This window comes from Methanocalculus taiwanensis, assembly GCF_024372745.1.
Classification (GTDB): domain Archaea; phylum Halobacteriota; class Methanomicrobia; order Methanomicrobiales; family Methanocorpusculaceae; genus Methanocalculus; species Methanocalculus taiwanensis.
This window is the reverse complement of record NZ_VOTZ01000010.1, coordinates 57,553-72,685: the sequence shown is the minus strand read 5'-3', so window position 1 is coordinate 72,685 and position 15,133 is coordinate 57,553. Positions and strand designations below refer to the sequence as shown.

The 15,133-nt window shown below is 53.1% G+C and carries 15 protein-coding genes; 9 read left to right on the top strand and 6 right to left on the bottom strand.

Going from position 1 to position 15,133, the window contains the following annotated elements; all coding sequences use genetic code 11:
• The first annotated feature begins 138 nt into the window (after window positions 1-138).
• Entirely contained in the window at window positions 139-1,227 is a 1,089-nt protein-coding gene (locus FTO68_RS06070; RefSeq protein ID WP_255332491.1) for an HAD-IC family P-type ATPase, read from the top strand.
• Window positions 1,224-2,093, top strand: coding sequence for an HAD-IC family P-type ATPase (locus FTO68_RS11880; protein ID WP_368659883.1), 870 nt, complete (start codon window positions 1,224-1,226; stop codon window positions 2,091-2,093). The genes FTO68_RS06070 and FTO68_RS11880 overlap by 4 nt, the downstream gene beginning before the upstream one ends.
• Here FTO68_RS11880 and FTO68_RS06055 read toward each other — a convergent pair.
• Complete coding sequence (locus FTO68_RS06055; protein WP_255332489.1) at window positions 2,074-2,523, bottom strand: GNAT family N-acetyltransferase; 450 nt, start codon at window positions 2,521-2,523, stop codon at window positions 2,074-2,076. The genes FTO68_RS11880 and FTO68_RS06055 overlap by 20 nt on opposite strands.
• A gap of 129 nt (window positions 2,524-2,652) precedes the next feature.
• Between FTO68_RS06055 and ileS the strand changes: the two genes are divergently transcribed.
• A complete protein-coding gene (gene ileS, locus FTO68_RS06050; RefSeq protein ID WP_255332488.1) occupies window positions 2,653-5,829 on the top strand; it encodes an isoleucine--tRNA ligase in 3,177 nt (1,058 codons plus the stop codon).
• Here the strand turns inward: ileS and FTO68_RS06045 are convergent.
• Both FTO68_RS06045 and FTO68_RS06040 read right to left on the bottom strand, forming a co-directional pair.
• Window positions 5,806-6,549 (bottom strand): tRNA(His) guanylyltransferase Thg1 family protein, encoded by a 744-nt coding sequence (locus FTO68_RS06045; RefSeq protein WP_255332487.1) that lies wholly within the window; start codon window positions 6,547-6,549, stop codon window positions 5,806-5,808. The two genes, ileS and FTO68_RS06045, sit on opposite strands and share 24 nt — an antisense overlap.
• Window positions 6,546-6,818: a PRC-barrel domain-containing protein gene (locus FTO68_RS06040; protein ID WP_255332486.1), complete on the bottom strand. Its 273-nt coding sequence runs from the start codon at window positions 6,816-6,818 to the stop codon at window positions 6,546-6,548. The genes FTO68_RS06045 and FTO68_RS06040 overlap by 4 nt, the downstream gene beginning before the upstream one ends.
• Before the next feature lie 52 nt (window positions 6,819-6,870).
• On the opposite strand from FTO68_RS06040, the gene FTO68_RS06035 reads away from it, so the two are divergent.
• Window positions 6,871-8,010 (top strand): CBS domain-containing protein, encoded by a 1,140-nt coding sequence (locus FTO68_RS06035; protein WP_255332485.1) that lies wholly within the window; start codon window positions 6,871-6,873, stop codon window positions 8,008-8,010.
• On the opposite strand, the gene FTO68_RS06030 is transcribed toward FTO68_RS06035, so the two are convergent.
• The 3 genes from FTO68_RS06030 to FTO68_RS06020 are packed head-to-tail and all read right to left on the bottom strand — an operon-like array spanning window position 8,007 to window position 11,229.
• Window positions 8,007-9,860, bottom strand: a complete 1,854-nt coding sequence (locus FTO68_RS06030) for a molybdopterin biosynthesis protein (protein ID WP_255332484.1) — start codon at window positions 9,858-9,860, stop codon at window positions 8,007-8,009. The genes FTO68_RS06035 and FTO68_RS06030 overlap by 4 nt on opposite strands.
• Window positions 9,854-11,056, bottom strand: coding sequence for a molybdopterin molybdotransferase MoeA (locus FTO68_RS06025; RefSeq protein ID WP_255332483.1), 1,203 nt, complete (start codon window positions 11,054-11,056; stop codon window positions 9,854-9,856). The genes FTO68_RS06030 and FTO68_RS06025 overlap by 7 nt, the downstream gene beginning before the upstream one ends.
• A complete protein-coding gene (locus FTO68_RS06020; protein ID WP_255332482.1) occupies window positions 11,053-11,229 on the bottom strand; it encodes a hypothetical protein in 177 nt (58 codons plus the stop codon). Before FTO68_RS06020 ends, FTO68_RS06025 begins: the two co-directional genes overlap by 4 nt.
• A gap of 114 nt (window positions 11,230-11,343) precedes the next feature.
• Here FTO68_RS06020 and FTO68_RS06015 point away from each other — a divergent pair, with 114 nt between their 5' ends.
• From FTO68_RS06015 to FTO68_RS05995, 5 genes are all read left to right on the top strand, one after another.
• Window positions 11,344-12,663 carry a D-aminoacyl-tRNA deacylase gene (locus FTO68_RS06015; protein WP_255332481.1) on the top strand — a complete coding sequence of 440 codons (1,320 nt, stop codon included), beginning with the start codon at window positions 11,344-11,346 and terminating at the stop codon, window positions 12,661-12,663.
• Window positions 12,660-13,826: a cell division protein FtsZ gene (gene ftsZ / locus FTO68_RS06010; protein ID WP_255332480.1), complete on the top strand. Its 1,167-nt coding sequence runs from the start codon at window positions 12,660-12,662 to the stop codon at window positions 13,824-13,826. Before FTO68_RS06015 ends, ftsZ begins: the two co-directional genes overlap by 4 nt.
• Window positions 13,827-13,831: 5 nt before the next feature.
• On the top strand, window positions 13,832-14,041 hold the full coding sequence (locus tag FTO68_RS06005; protein ID WP_255332479.1) for a protein translocase SEC61 complex subunit gamma: 210 nt from the start codon (window positions 13,832-13,834) through the stop codon (window positions 14,039-14,041).
• A gap of 5 nt (window positions 14,042-14,046) precedes the next feature.
• The gene (locus FTO68_RS06000) at window positions 14,047-14,520 is read left to right on the top strand and encodes a transcription elongation factor Spt5 (protein ID WP_255332478.1); all 474 of its coding nucleotides are present in this window, start codon (window positions 14,047-14,049) and stop codon (window positions 14,518-14,520) included.
• Between the two features lie 126 nt (window positions 14,521-14,646).
• Window positions 14,647-15,123 (top strand): 50S ribosomal protein L11, encoded by a 477-nt coding sequence (locus FTO68_RS05995; RefSeq protein ID WP_255332477.1) that lies wholly within the window; start codon window positions 14,647-14,649, stop codon window positions 15,121-15,123.
• Window positions 15,124-15,133: the final 10 nt, after the last annotated feature.

Below are 15,133 nucleotides of genomic sequence, written 5' to 3'. Positions count from 1 at the left end.
ATAGTACCGATAGGAAAGGATATATTGTCATTCGGCTCAACTTCATTAGTTCTTAGTTTTGTTTGCATTTTCGTCGATTCAAGCATCACTAAGAACACATATATTTCTTGTTAATGGCAAAGTTGGGTTGCAAAGAAGATCAGCATCGCGGTTTTGATGGCGTCGGCATTCCTCGCAGCCGTCGTCCTCATGCAGGGGGAGCCCCCACGAGAGGTCTTCTTCCTGGCAATCGCACTTGCAGTCTCTGCGATACCGGAGGGGCTTCCTGTTGCCCTCACAGTTGCACTTGCGATAGCAACCGGCAGGATGGCCGAGAGGCACGTCATCGTCAGGCAGCTCTCCGCGGTTGAGAGTCTCGGCAGCTGCACTGTGATCGCAAGCGACAAAACAGGAACTCTTACGGTGAACCAGCAGACCGCAAAGGCGATCATCCTCCCGGATGGCAGGGAGTTTGGCATATCAGGCGAAGGATACACAGGAACAGGCAGGATCACCGGGGCAGATGGAGAGGATGCCGCAAGCAGAACACTCCACGCACTCATCAAAACAGGACTCATCTGCAATGAAGGGGAACTCTCGGAGCGTGAGAATGGAAAATGGCAGTTTCATGGCGATGCGATGGATATCGCCTTCCTCTCGCTTGGGTACAAGGCAGGCATACCTCCGGATGATATCAGATCGAAGGTGACGATACTGGCTGAGATCCCCTTCTCCTCGGAGAACCGCTTTGCTACCACATGGTACCAGGAGGATGGGGAGCGGATGATCGCCGTGAAAGGCGCTCTTGAGGTGATCCTTCCGGGATGCAGAACCATGCTGACAGATGAGGGGAGCAGAGAGATCGAGCCTGCCCTGATCGAAGATCAGATGGAACACCTCACCAGTCGCGGGTACCGGGTCCTTACCATCGCAGGAGGGAGATCAGATCCCGAGAAGGTGAAAGGGGGACCCCCCTCGCCACTCGAACTCTATGGCCTCATCGGTTGTATCGATCCGATACGTCCTGAGGTCTACGACGCAGTACGGGAATGCAGAGAGGCAGGAGTTGATATCGTGATGATCACAGGCGACCATCCAAAAACCGCCTATGCAATCGCCCGAGAACTCGGGATAGCCACAAGCGAGAACGAGGTGATACGAGGCGATGAGCTGGCTGCCATCCCGGGGAGCTGGAAAAGCCCGGCCTCCTTGAAGCGATCAGGGGAATGCATATATTTGCCAGGGTGAGCCCTGAGCAGAAACTGGCAATCATCGATGCCCTGAAGCGCGGAGGAGAATTTGTTGCAGTCACCGGCGACGGGGTAAATGACGCCCCGGCGCTCAGATCTGCAAATATCGGGATCGCGATGGGAACGGGAACCGATGTTGCAAAAGATACCGCCTCGATGATCATCACCGACGATTCATTCTCATCCATCGTCTCCGGTATTGAGGAGGGGAGGTTTGCTTATGACAATATACGCAAAGTCACCTACCTCCTCGTATCGACCGGTTTTGCCGAGGTGTTCCTCTTCATCGCTGCCCTCATGATAGGTCTGCCACTCCCGCTGATAGCAGCCCAGCTCCTCTGGCTGAACCTGGTGACAAACGGGATAAAGGGGGTCGCCCTCGCATTTGAGCCGGGTGAAGAAGGAGCAATGAAGCGGCCGCCACGAAGCCCTGAAGAGGGGATCTTCAATGACCAGATGATGCGGCAGATCGTGGTTGCAGATCTTGCGATGGGCGGAATCGCTCTTATCTCCTGGTACTGGCTCCTCGCATCCGGCTATTCTGAAGCAGGGGCACGGAACCTGATCGTCCTTCTGATGGTGATGCTCGAGAACTTCCATGTACTGAACTGTAGATCCGATTACAGGTCTTTCTTCAGGATACCGCTTCGGACAAACCTCTACCTGGTCGCAGGGATCATCGCCGCACTGGTGATCCATACCATTGCAATGTATATTCCCTTCTTCCAGGATGCGCTTGGGATCGGACCGGTCTCACTGTTCGAATGGATAGTTGTCATCACCCTCTCTTCAAGCATCCTCGTGGTGATGGAGATCTACAAATTCCTGGTGAGCCGAAGGAGATTCAGAGCTGAAGCGCCATGATCATCCGATCGATGCCAGGATAGTAATAGGACTCTTTGTAGGAGAGGATGGTGAAACCCTTTGATTGCATAAGCTCAGTCACCGGGGAATGCCGCTTTGATAGAGCTATCCTGACACGGTGTGCACCATTCATCCTGAAATATGCAAGAAGGGGATCGATGAGATCAGCCCCGATACCCTGCCCCTGCCATTCGGCAACGACACCAATCCTCAGAATCCATGCCTCATCCGGATCGTTTGCCTCCTGCGCTCCTATGATATAGCCGATCGGATCGTCTTCATGAACAGCAACATAATACATCTCTTTGAAGAGCTCGCCAGCCTGGCGGAGAAAGATAGGAGAATATCCATAATCCCCGAAAAGCTTCCTGTCCATCAGGCAGACATGCGGATAATCACCCTCTGCATATAAACGTACACGATACCCCATCACTCATCTTCCCGGTATACCTACAACGCCTACGGAGATGAAAAAATACCTTTCGATCTGATTTTTAGTGGAAAACCCTTTGTCTGTTTCCACCGTAGATATAGGAATACAGGAGACCGAGGGATCCAGGTGGAAGAAGTCACCAGCAGTTATACACCTAAGGAGGTGGAGGAGGAGGCACGTGCATTCTGGCGTGCTGAAGATACCTACAAGAACGTACAGGAACTCAGAAAGAATGGAAAGCCATTCTTCTTCGTCGACGGACCGCCATATACCACCGGGTATATCCATCTTGGAACGGCATGGAACAAAATCTTAAAAGATGCCATTCTCCGGTACCACCGGATGCATGGACGCCATGTGATCGATCGGGCAGGGTATGATATGCATGGCCTGCCGATTGAGGTCCGGGTTGAGAATGAGCTTGGGTTCACATCAAAGAAGGATATCGAGACATTCGGGATTGCGCAGTTTATCAATAAATGCCGGACATTTGCCATGACACATAAAGATATCATGAGCCGGCAGTTCTCGGATCTCGGCGTCTGGCTTGATTTTGAGAATCCGTACCAGACAATATCAAACGACTATATCGAAGCAGCATGGTTCACTCTCAAACGTGTCGAGGAAGAGGGGATGCTGGAAAGGGGATACCGTGTCGTCAACTGGTGCCCGAGATGTGAGACAGCCATCGCCGATGCCGAGGTCGAATACCAGGATGTAACTGATCCGTCAATCTTCGTCAAGTTCCCCCTTACAGGAGCAGAAAACGAATATCTCGTCATCTGGACGACAACACCCTGGACGCTTCCAGCAAACGTTGCGGTTGCCGTTGCTGCCGACTTTACCTATGCCCGTGTCAGGGCAGTCCGTGAAGGAGCATCCGAGATCCTCTGGATCGCAGATGATCTCGTCGAGAGCGTGCTAAAAGCCGGGCGCTATCAGGACTATGAGGTTCTCGGTGTCAAAAAGGGTTCAGAACTTGTCGGATCCGAATATGAATCGCCGCTCATTCCCTCTGTCCCGATGCAGGGTCGAATCCGGCACCGTGTCGTGGCAGCAGACTTTGTTGCCATGGAAAATACCGGGATGGTGCATATCGCCCCCGGGCATGGGTGGGACGATTATGTCCTTGGTATGAAGGAGAAGCTCCAGATTGTCTGTCCTGTTGACGGAACAGGACGGTTCACAGAAGAAGGGGGCGAATTTGCCGGCATGCTGGTGAAAGATCCGGCGACAAACAAGCTGGTGATCCAGGCACTCGGACCCGCACTCCTTGCCGAGAAGAAACTGACCCACCGGTACGGCCACTGCTGGCGCTGCAAAACCCCAAATATCTTCCGTGCAACATCGCAATGGTTCATCAAGGCAAGTGATGCAAAAGAGAAGATGCTCGCCTCGATACAGGATGAAGTTACCTGGTACCCGGACTGGGCAGGGAGCGCACGATTCCATGACTGGATCGAAGGCGCACGTGACTGGTGCATCTCCCGCCAGCGATACTGGGGCATTCCGATCCCCGTCTGGGTCTGCCCATCATGCGACACCTACCGCGTTATCGGCAGATTTTCCGAGCTTGAAGAGCTCTCCGGCAGTAGAGTCACCGATCCCCACCGGCCGATGGTCGATAAGATCACGATCCCCTGTGCCTGCGGCGGCACCATGCACCGGGTCGAGGATATCTTCGATGTCTGGTTCGATTCCGGCGTGGCGTCCTGGGCAACACTCAGCTATCCCGGTGAAGAGGAAGCATTCAAAAACCTCTGGCCTGCCGACTTCATTACCGAAGGCCAGGACCAGACAAGGGGTTGGTTCTATTCGCAGCTCGGCCTCTCAACAATCGCTTTCGGGCAGGCGCCATACAAACAGGTGTTGATGCACGGGTTTGCCCTGGATGCACAGGGAAAAAAGATGTCAAAAAGCTTCGGAAACGTTGTCACCCCCGAAGAAGTGATCGAAAAGTTCGGAGTCGATGTACTACGGTTATATATCCTCTCCGCAAGCGCACCCTGGGACGACCTGAAATTCAACTGGGATGGAGTAAAGACGGTGCACCGTGCACTCAATATCCTCTGGAACGTCTATCGCTTCCCGATCCCCTATATGCGACTTGACAATTTCCAGCCAGGAACAGATGCTGCTGGTGCATATGATACTTCAGCAATCCACAAAATCGCGTCTGAGGGAGCATTCGAAGATCGTTGGCTTATCTCAAGAATCCATTCGCTGACTGATGAGATCAGCGGGGCGATGGCTGAATACCAGATCCACCGGGCCACCAGAAAGCTCCTCTCATTCATCTTAGATGACCTCTCCCGCTGGTATGTCCAGCTCGTCAGGCCACGGATGTGGCTTGAAGATGATTCACTCAGTAAACAGCAGGCATACGAGACGATCTATTATGTAATGAGGAAGCTCGTATCACTTGCCTGCCCGTTCATCCCTCACCTCACAGAGCTGATCTACCAAAACCTCAGACTTTCCGGAGATCCATCCAGCGTCCATATGCTCGACTGGACAGAAGCTGATCAACACCTGATCAACAGGTCAATCGAAGACGCCATGCAGGTTGTCCAGTCCTTTGATGATGCGGTGGCAAATGCCCGGCAGGCAGGAAAAAGAAAACTCCGGTGGCCGGTTGGCGAGGTTGTCATCGCAACAGAGAGTGCCCTCGTACACGAGGCGGTCTCCTCCCTTCTTCCACTCTGCAAGGCCCGTGCAAACAGCAGGAACGTCAGTGTTGTAACAGGCACATGGGAACGCGTCCTCTGGACGGCAGAACCACAGATGAAGAAGATAGGACCAGAATTCGGTAAAACCGGTGTTCTGGTGAAGCGTGCTATCGAGGAGGCAGATGGAACTCTCCTCAGGCAGCAGATCAATGAAGCGGGATCAGCGACAATCACCGCCGGTGATCAGGAGATCATAATCACAGCCGAACATGTTGCATTCTCCGAGAAGCTCCCGGAAAATGTCTATTCGGCAGCAATGCCCGATGCAACAGTGTATGTCGACGTCACCCTTACTGATGAGCTCGAGGCTGAAGGATATGCACGTGAGGTTATCCGGCGTGTCCAGGAGATGCGTAAGCAGATGGATCTCTCCGTCGACGACCAGATAGAGGGAATGATCGTAATCGGGGACGATAGGATTGGATCATTACTTGATAATTCAAAAGACTGGATCGCCGGGGAGATCAGGGCATCGTCTCTTGTATTCGCAAAAGAGAAAGGTGAAGAGGCCGGTTTCTCTGCAGAATGGGATGTCGAAGGAGTTGTGATCTCAATTACTCTTCGTAAACCCTGAGATCAGACGGGAGAGATATCCTCTCCCATCCTGTGTAGTGAAGAGGGGAGGATTTCTATCTGAAACGATCCGGACCCGCTCTGTGATGACCTCCTCCCCTGACCCGGGGTTGTATCCCGGATGTTCTTGTAAAGCGCGATACACCACAAGCCCCCTTCTCTGCCATCCTGGTGTCTCAGACAGGTTAACCCCGCGTGAATGCATCATTTCATGCATGGCTGCGGTATTCATCCCCTGAAGCATCTCCTGAACCCTTGCGGGGGGATTCCCGTCCTGAGCCAGTGCCCACTGGCAGTAGGCATTGTTATGGTTCCTCCATGCCTCTTTCTGCCGCCAGATAAGATACTCAACAGCAGATCCTCCATCAACCGGGATAACCCGCGCATCAAAGGAGAGCGGAGACTGAAGACCAAGTGCCAGTGTAAGGGCGCTTGAGGCATAGGATGCTGCAACAGAGTCGAGTTTCTCTACCCTGCCATAAAAAGGGAGCTTTGTAAAGAAGAGATTGATCTCATCTGAGAAGGTATAGGCAAACTCCGGGGACAGGCCGCTCTCCCTGAGGAGGAGAGAGGTGACATGCTCCATCGCTAAAGAGAACTTTATATCAAATGGTTTCTCCAGGCCGAGAACTTCGGCTACGGAATGAAAGGATCTACCGTCAAGCCTGATGAAACAGGGTGCTATTGTCCGGAGTTCGGAATATATCTCCCTTCTTTTCATTCGTTCTGATCCTTTTCCCTGGACGACTTGAAAGCGCCTGGAATATGACGGATAAGAACAATATCTGAAACTTCCTTAATGAGGCGGTATGGCACCTTCAGACCCTTGAAGGATTTCAGGTCGATGATATCGGGGTTGATGTTTGTTAGGGCAAGCGATGCCATCTTTTTATTATCGATGTCAATTACGACATCGGCAACATTGCCGATGAACACGGCTCTGTCGGTATATACGCTCATGCCAAAGAGCTCTGAGATCTGCCACTTCATATCAATCTGTTCAAGATATATACTAAATACTTAAAAAAGATAATCCCTTTCCATGAATGGATCGCTGGAGATAGGACGGATTTTTGGCATACCAGTCCGACTTCATATCACTTTTTTATTGGTGATCCCGCTCTTTGCATGGATCATCGGGAGCCAGATTAACCTCACAGTGGATTTCATCGAAGGAATCTTTGCTATTCCCATTGACAGGACTATTATCGACAGTGGCTTTGTCCCCTATATTCTCGGCGCGATCGTGGCGCTTACCCTCTTCTTCTGCGTCTTTGTCCACGAACTTGCCCATTCCCTGATTGCACGCGCAAACGGCATACAGATCAATTCGATCACCCTGATCATCTTCGGCGGTGTCGCTTCGATGGAAGAGACACTTCCCGATCCAAAAGTGGAACTCCCGATGGCGATTGCAGGTCCCCTTACAAGCCTCGGGCTTGGGATCATAAGCTGGATACTCGCGTATAGTGTAGGTTTTCTCATCCAGACACCTCCTGTTGCCGGTGTGCTTGTCTACTGTTTCGGGTACCTTGCGATCCTGAATATACTGCTCTTTGCATTCAATCTTCTTCCAGCATTCCCAATGGATGGAGGACGGGTCCTTCGCGCCTGGCTCGCCAAACGGATGCCGCTTCATCGTGCAACACGGATTGCATCGGATATCGGGAAGGGTTTTGCCATTATCTTTGGAATTATCGGCATCTTCACCTTCAGTTTCATCTTAATCATCATTGCATTCTTCATCTACATAGGGGCAGGCCAGGAATCATCGATGGTCACGACAAACTTCCTCCTCCAGGATGTAACCGTCGGCGAGATCATGTCAAGAGAGGTCATGAGCGTCGAACCAGCCCTCCCGCTCACCGGCGTGATACGGCTGATGTATACAACAAAACACCTTGGGTTCCCCGTTATTGACCGTGGCGACCTTATAGGCATCATCACGCTCGCCGACATCCATAAAACAAATGATATCGACCGTGAGGCGATGCAGGTACGGGATGTGATGAGCAGGCAGCCGATCATAACGATTTCACCCTCCGCCTCGGTAACAGAAGCGCTCAGGATCATGACGATGCAGAATATCGGGAGAATCCCGGTGGTTGAAGACGGTCGGATTGTTGGAATCGTCACCCGGACTGATATCCTGACAGTGCTTGAATTAAAAGATATAAATTAGAGGGAGAGGGTCTGCCTGATGCCTGTGGCCTCGGTTCGATACCCACTCGATTCATTCAGGATTGATCTGAAGGAGTCTGACTCAATCAGCTCAAGAAGGGATCTGATCCTAGGATCATCCATATCACTTGTCATAATCCCGATCTCATACCGCTCGGTTCCGACAGGAACAAATGATAATCCGGCAATCTCTGCCGCAGAGGCAACACAGAGACCTGCATCCGCCTCACCGCTTCTGACCGCAAGCGCCACTGCAAGATGGGTCGTCATCTCCCGATCATAGCCGGATATCGACGCAGGATCGATCCCACGCTCATTTAGCATATGGTCAAGAAGCATCCGGGTACCCGATCCCTTCTGCCGGTTAACAAATGAGACATTCGACAAACCGTCAAAGGTGATGCCCTCCCTTGAGACAACACCCTGCTCGCGTTCGGCAACACAGACAAGTGTCACCTCCTCACCGGGCAGGTACCGCTCGAGGTACCGGATATTATAGGTGCCATCAGGCGCCAGAAGATGCATCGGCGCACAATGGCAGTGACGCCTCTTCAGGGCGAGAATACCTCCCATGCTCCCGATATGTGCAGAATGAACCGGGAGGGGAGAGAGGAGATCAGCCATCCGATCAAGGATTGGATCATGGCTCCCGGCAAGAATCAGGGCCGATTCAACCTCCTCTTTCCGCACATTCAGGCTGATTGGAACGCTGTCGCCCGCCTCCACACCTTCTGTATCAGCAGGAATCCTGAGAACTCCGTTTGAGCGGACCGCACTCATCTGGACACCAGCCCCACGTGAGAGGGGAGTGGCGATCAAACGCCCGGCAACACGGCCGGCGGTCATCAGGACGAACTCGTCGGTTCCGATATCAGAGGCAAGTGTCCGGGTCAGTTCAGCCTCTATCATTTCCGGTGGGTGAACCGGGATACCTGCTGCTTTGATCACCGGCGTTATGATCTCCCGGATCACAGTAAGTGCGGAGAGGGGATAGCCCGGCAGCCCGATCACCGGTTTTCCACGGATCATACCGATGATCACCGGTTTTCCGGGTTTAATACCGACCCCGTGCACCAGCACCTCGCCAAGCTCACCAATCACCTGAGCAGTATAATCTTTTGTGCCCTTTGACGAGCCTGCAGAGATGATCACAATATCGTGGGCAGAGGCGGCAGCATCAAGCGCCTCCCGTATCCGATCGGGATCATCAGGCACCAATGGAGAGATGTCAGCCTGAATACCAAGGGAGCGGAGATGTGCTGCTGCCATCTGGCAGTTGCTCTCGACGACCTGGCCGGGTTTTGGCCGTGTGCCATGAACCACCAGTTCGCTCCCGGTGGGGATGAGCCCGGCAGAAAAAGAGAGGACAGAAACTTCAGTGATCCCATATGCGGCAAGTGCCCCGATATCGTGGTATTTGATACTGTGGCCACGTGGCACTGCCATCTCGGATTCAGCGATATCCTCCCCAACCGGACGGATATGCTGCCATGAGGCTGCTGCTCTCCTGATCGCGTAACCCCCGCCTTCGAATGCGACATCCTCGATCATGATCACGGCATCGCTGCCGGCAGGAATGACATTGCCGGTGTTCACGCGGACCGCATCATGGATGATGATCGGGTGTTTGTCTGTTGCACCATGGGTTGCCCGTGAAGAGACTGCAATCCCATCCATTGCCGAGAGATGTGCCTCGGGAACTGAATATGCCGCATAGATCGGTTCCGCCGTCACCCTTCCGACACTCTCGATAAGAGGGAGAGAAATTGCGCGTGGTTTTGGCGGGCAGAGCCTGTTAATGATTGCGATCGCCTCATCAAGCGGAACAAGAGAGAGATACCGGCTCACCACAGGATCACCTCCACAACAGCCCCTGTTTCAAACCCTTCGGATTCAGCAGGCACCCGGACATATCCATCGCTCTGCACCAGGGTATGGAGGAGGCCGCTCTTTGAGAAGAGCGGGCTTGCCACACCATCCCTGAGATGAACCCTGACATAATCCTCCCTCCCTTTTGCCGAAGGTATCCCCGCATCAAGGGTAGCAGAACAGGCATGCTCCGGAATTGCAATGCCGCTCATAGCAGAGAGGAGGGGTCCACAGATCGCCCTCATAACCATAAATGCTGAAGACGGGTGGCCGGGAAGACCGATCACCGGACAATTTCCTATCTGCCCGATGATCGTCGGTTTGCCAGGGGATATCGCAATCCCATGCACAAGAATCCGACCCAGTTCAGCAATCACCCGTGCGGTCGCATCCCGTTCATCCTTCGAACTCCCGCCGGAGATAAAGATCGCATCACTTGTTAGAACCGCCTGCTGAATGGCAGCGGTAAGTGCATCCGGCTCATCAGGCACAATCCCACACGGGACGGGAATACAGCCGCATTGCAGGATGAAAGACTCGCAGACGATTGAGTTGACATCTCTCACCTGACCGGGGAGGGGATCGCACTGTGGAGCGATGATCTCGTTCCCGGTTGCGATGACCGCAACCCGGGGAATCCGCCGCACAGAGAGAGAGAGAATGCCTGCTGCTGCAAGTACGCCGGTCTCCTGCGGGAGAATACGGTGACCTGATGGAATGATCACCTCACCTGTTGCAAAATCCTCATCCGGAGCAACATAATTCTCACCACTGGAAGCAGGCCGGTTGACTAGAATCTGATCCCCTGCCGTCTCCGTATACTCGATCATCACAACAGCGTCCGCACCAACAGGCATCATCCCGCCCGTCGGGACATACCTGCATTCACCTGCCACAATCGATCCCGGATCAGATGATCCCATCTCGATCCTGCCGGTGCAGGTGAGCATTGCAGGGAGGGACTCACCCGCACCGATTGTGTCCGTAGAGATAACTGCGTAACCATCAACGATCGACCGTGCAAATCCCGGAATATCATGGGATGCGATGATATCGGCATGTGGGATGCGGAAGAGTGCCTCAGATAGGACAATACTTTCCATACCCGGATCAGGGGCAATGGAGAGGAGGGAGGAGACCGCATCCCGGACAGGGACTACCCGGATGAACCTGCTCATTTGAAACAACCCAGCTGGCAACCACGGATCTTAATTCCGTTTTTGTTGCAGTACCGGGAGATATCGAATTTTTCTATGTTGTACTTCTCCGATATGGCAAACGCCTGTTCGCATCGGATCTCTTTTTCAATTCCCTCGGCGGCAAATGCCGCAGCTATTGCGTCATATGACATACACCTATCATTGCATTCCAATGATATAGCATTTACAGAATGGGATCAGGATATCATTTTGTAATCACCTCCCGGATCAACCTATTACTTCCGGAATCAAACAGGTAAGAGAGGATGGTTTGCGCACTTATTCACTCACGCCTTGACCCGGCGGGCGTGGCGATCAGATCCGCGATCGAGGAGCTCATCAGGGAGCAGGGTGAGGCGGCCTGGCCACTGCTCAAAGAAGGGTATCTCTTCCATGAGACCGAAGGGAGGCTCATCTACGAAGACCACATTGATGAGACGGTACAGGCGGATCGGATCATCTTCCTCTCCCGCCACACCAGCGTCAACCCCGAGCCGGTGCTAACGGTCCATGTAACCGGAAATTTTAGCGAAGCGGCTTATGGCGGGGCGCCGGATGAACTGGCAGTCGCCGATCCTGGGATGATGCAGGCAGTTCTCCGCAACCTGGTACGATATGCACCAAAGGGGTATCGTGCCGCCTACGAGATCACTCACCATGGACCGAGCGATCTGAAGACTCCATCGTTTTTTGTTGAAATTGGAAGTACAGAAAACGAGTGGAGTGATAAAGAAGCCGCAATGGCAGTTGCCCGGAGCGTTCTTTCCGCTGTACCGGGAGATTATCTGCCCATGATCGGTTTTGGAGGTACGCATTATGCCGTCAGGCAGACGGCAATTGCCACAGATACACGGGGGGCATTCGGCCATATCGCCCATTCCCGGGAAGCATCAACCCTGACACCAGAGATGGTGGTGAAGATGGCGGATATGACCGGAGCCGTAGCCGGATACATTGATAAAAAGGCGCTTCATGGGAAGGAAACGGATCAAATCGCCCGCCTCCTGAACGGAATCGGCCTTCCTCTTCTGACAGAAGGCATGCTCAGGGAGATGGGCAGGATTCCCTGGAGGACATGGTGCCGGGCAAATGCCCTTGCATCGGAGATCTCATCAGGAGCTCTTCCAAAGAACCATGGTATGGAACGGGATGGCGATCTTTCGGTGATTACGATCGATAGGGAACTCCTCATCGAAGCGCTCAGGGAGGATAGAGAAGAGTTCATATCACTCCTTGATGGCATCACTCCATGCATCAGAATAACAAAGGACGGCTCAGCAGCCCTCCCTGCCTTCATCGGGTACCATGAGGACGAAGCACAATTAGCAAGTGATTTAATAACCCTGTGTGTACAACAGATTACGAAACATTCTCGTGCTGTTGTAGAGGGTGATCGCCTTATCATCAGTAGAGAACGTTTTGACCCTGAGAAAGCGCGCAAACTTGGGGTACCAGCAGGACCACTCTTCGGCAGGCTTGCCAGCGGGCAGGCTGTAACTGTTGAAGGGAGAGTAATTATGGCCGATATGGTCAGCACCTCTGTTCTGCAGGAGATCATAATCCCGGGATTGGAGAGAATAACATGAGATCAATCGTCGAAGAGGCATTATCACGGAAGAAGGCGGAAGAGGCAGAGGCAGCCGGAGAGACACCTTCAGCATATGAACGCACGCCGATAGTAGATGGGCAGGCAAACCCGAAATTTGAAGGGAAGATGGAAGATGAAGATTTTGAAGAGGTTCTCCGGAGTCTCCGAACCATCATCACAGTCGTCGGATGCGGCGGCGGCGGATCAAACACCATCACCAGGATGTTCGAAGAGAACATCCATGGGGCAAAGATGATTGCCATCAACACGGATGCCCAGCATCTCGCAATGACACGGGCTGACCGGAGGATGCTCATCGGAAGGCAGACTACAAAGGGTCTTGGCGCCGGAGCAGTGCCCCGGCGTGGCGAAGAGGCCGCACTCGAGAGTGAGGGGGATCTGCACAGGGCCATCGCTGGCAGCCATATGGTCTTTGTCACAGCAGGCCTTGGCGGCGGCACCGGAACAGGCTCCGCACCAATTGTAGCCAAGGCTGCACGTGAGGAAGGGGCACTGACGATCGCTGTCGTCACGCTCCCCTTCACAGCAGAAGGCGCAAACAGGATGGAGAATGCCGAAGCAGGCCTCGAACACCTCCGTGAGGTGGCGGATACTGTCATCGTCGTGCCAAACGACCGCCTCCTCGAAGTCGTGCCACGCCTTCCCCTCTCCACTGCCTTTAAAGTCGCCGATGAGGTGCTGATGAAAGCCGTAAAAGGGATCACCGAACTGATCACGCTCCCTGGCCTTGTGAACCTGGACTTTGCAGATGTCAGATCCGTGATGGAGCAGGGCGGCATCGCGATGATCGGAATGGGAGAGTCCGACTCCGAAGATAAAGCAACCGATTCAGTGAAGAAAGCACTCCGCTCTCCCCTTCTTGACGTTGATATCTCAGGTGCAACCGCAGCACTCGTGAATGTGGTTGGCGGCCCTGACATGACCATGTCCGAAGCCGAAGGGGTGGTCCAGGAGATATACGAACGGATCGATCCTGATGCACGGATTATCTGGGGGGCCCAGATTGATCCTGGCATGCAGAACAGGATGAGAACAATGTTAATCGTCACCGGTGTCCAGTCGCCCCAGATCTATGGAAAACCGGAGACACCCCATGGACAGCGTGTCCAGAAACAATATGATATAGATTTTCTTAAGTGATCGCTATGGATATGCCAGAATTCAAAAAACCGGACCTAAAAGGCCTCAATCTCAACGAAGAGCTCTTCCGGAAATACATCCGTGTCCTGAAACTGGCACGGACGCCCACCCGTGAAGAGTTCAGTAAAATAGGTCTCGTTGCGGGTATAGGAATTTGTATAATAGGCCTTGTCGGATTTATCATCTACGAGATCATGCTCGTAGTCCCGAAATGATCATCATGACTGATGCAAAAAACCACTACTACGCAATCAAGACGACCTCAAAACAGGAACGCGCAGTCGCAGATACAATCTTCCGGACGGTTGAACGGAAGGATGTTGATATCAGGGTCTCATCGGTGATTGTGCCTGAAGAGCTGAAAGGATATGTGATTTTGGAATCACCTGAAAGCCGCGGGCGAATCCAGGAACTCCTTGAAAGCGTACCGAGTGCACGGGCACTTGTACCGGGCGAGACGAGCCTTGAGGCTATCCAGCATTACCTGGAGCCAAAACCTGTCGTCTCCGGAATTGAGGAAGGGACCATCGTCGAGCTGATCGCAGGCCCCTTCAAAGGAGAGAAAGCAGTTGTCAAGCGGATCGATCTCGGGAAGGAGGAGATCACCGTTGAGCTGTATGAGAGTATCGTTCCAATCCCAATCACCGTCCGGGGCGACCATGTCAGGGTCATCGAACGGAAGAACGAAGAATAAGTACCTCCACCCCTCCAATCACCTCCATTTTTTCAGGAACTCCCCATCATATTTATCAGATCAGCCGTTGACATATATGAACCACAGCTGACAATCCCAATCAGGGGTTGCCGGCATGGTGATACTATGGCAGAAACTGTCGAGGTACTGGTACCCGGCGGTAGAGCGACCGCAGGCCCGCCATTGGGCCCTGCGCTGGGTCCTCTTGGCATCAACGTGAAGGCCGTTGTCGATGAGATCAATAAAAAGACAGCGGAATTCAATGGAATGACTGTGCCAGTCACGGTGGAGGTCGACGATAAGAAGAACTTCACCATCTCGGTGGGTATCCCACCGACGACGGCATTGATCATTAAGGAAGTTGGTGTTCAGAAGGGGTCATCAAGCCCAAATACCCAGCCGGTTGGTAATCTGCCGCTTGAAGCGATCATTCGGATCGCCCGCATGAAAAAGGAGTCAATGCTCTCCTACGACCTCAGGAATGCGGTCAAGGAAGTCATCGGCACCTGTCGCTCAGTCGGAGTGACGATCGAGGGGATGAAGGCACAGGATGCTATCGCCGCGGTCAATGCGGGTCAGTTCGATGATCAGCTAAACGCATAGACATAGAGAT

Bases quoted from the DNA above. Each gene is read 5' to 3' on its own strand.
- FTO68_RS06005 (WP_255332479.1), top strand. From the start codon at position 13,832: ATGGATATGCCAGAATTCAAAAAACCGGACCTAAAAGGCCTCAATCTC.
- FTO68_RS06055 (WP_255332489.1), bottom strand. From the start codon at position 2,523: ATGGGGTATCGTGTACGTTTATATGCAGAGGGTGATTATCCGCATGTC.
- FTO68_RS06020 (WP_255332482.1), bottom strand. From the start codon at position 11,229: ATGTCATATGACGCAATAGCTGCGGCATTTGCCGCCGAGGGAATTGAA.
- ftsZ (WP_255332480.1), top strand. From the start codon at position 12,660: ATGAGATCAATCGTCGAAGAGGCATTATCACGGAAGAAGGCGGAAGAG.
- FTO68_RS06035 (WP_255332485.1), top strand. From the start codon at position 6,871: ATGAATGGATCGCTGGAGATAGGACGGATTTTTGGCATACCAGTCCGA.
- FTO68_RS05995 (WP_255332477.1), top strand. From the start codon at position 14,647: ATGGCAGAAACTGTCGAGGTACTGGTACCCGGCGGTAGAGCGACCGCA.
- FTO68_RS06040 (WP_255332486.1), bottom strand. From the start codon at position 6,818: ATGAAGTGGCAGATCTCAGAGCTCTTTGGCATGAGCGTATATACCGAC.
- FTO68_RS06015 (WP_255332481.1), top strand. From the start codon at position 11,344: ATGGTTTGCGCACTTATTCACTCACGCCTTGACCCGGCGGGCGTGGCG.
- FTO68_RS06000 (WP_255332478.1), top strand. From the start codon at position 14,047: ATGACTGATGCAAAAAACCACTACTACGCAATCAAGACGACCTCAAAA.
- FTO68_RS06045 (WP_255332487.1), bottom strand. From the start codon at position 6,549: ATGAAAAGAAGGGAGATATATTCCGAACTCCGGACAATAGCACCCTGT.
- FTO68_RS06025 (WP_255332483.1), bottom strand. From the start codon at position 11,056: ATGAGCAGGTTCATCCGGGTAGTCCCTGTCCGGGATGCGGTCTCCTCC.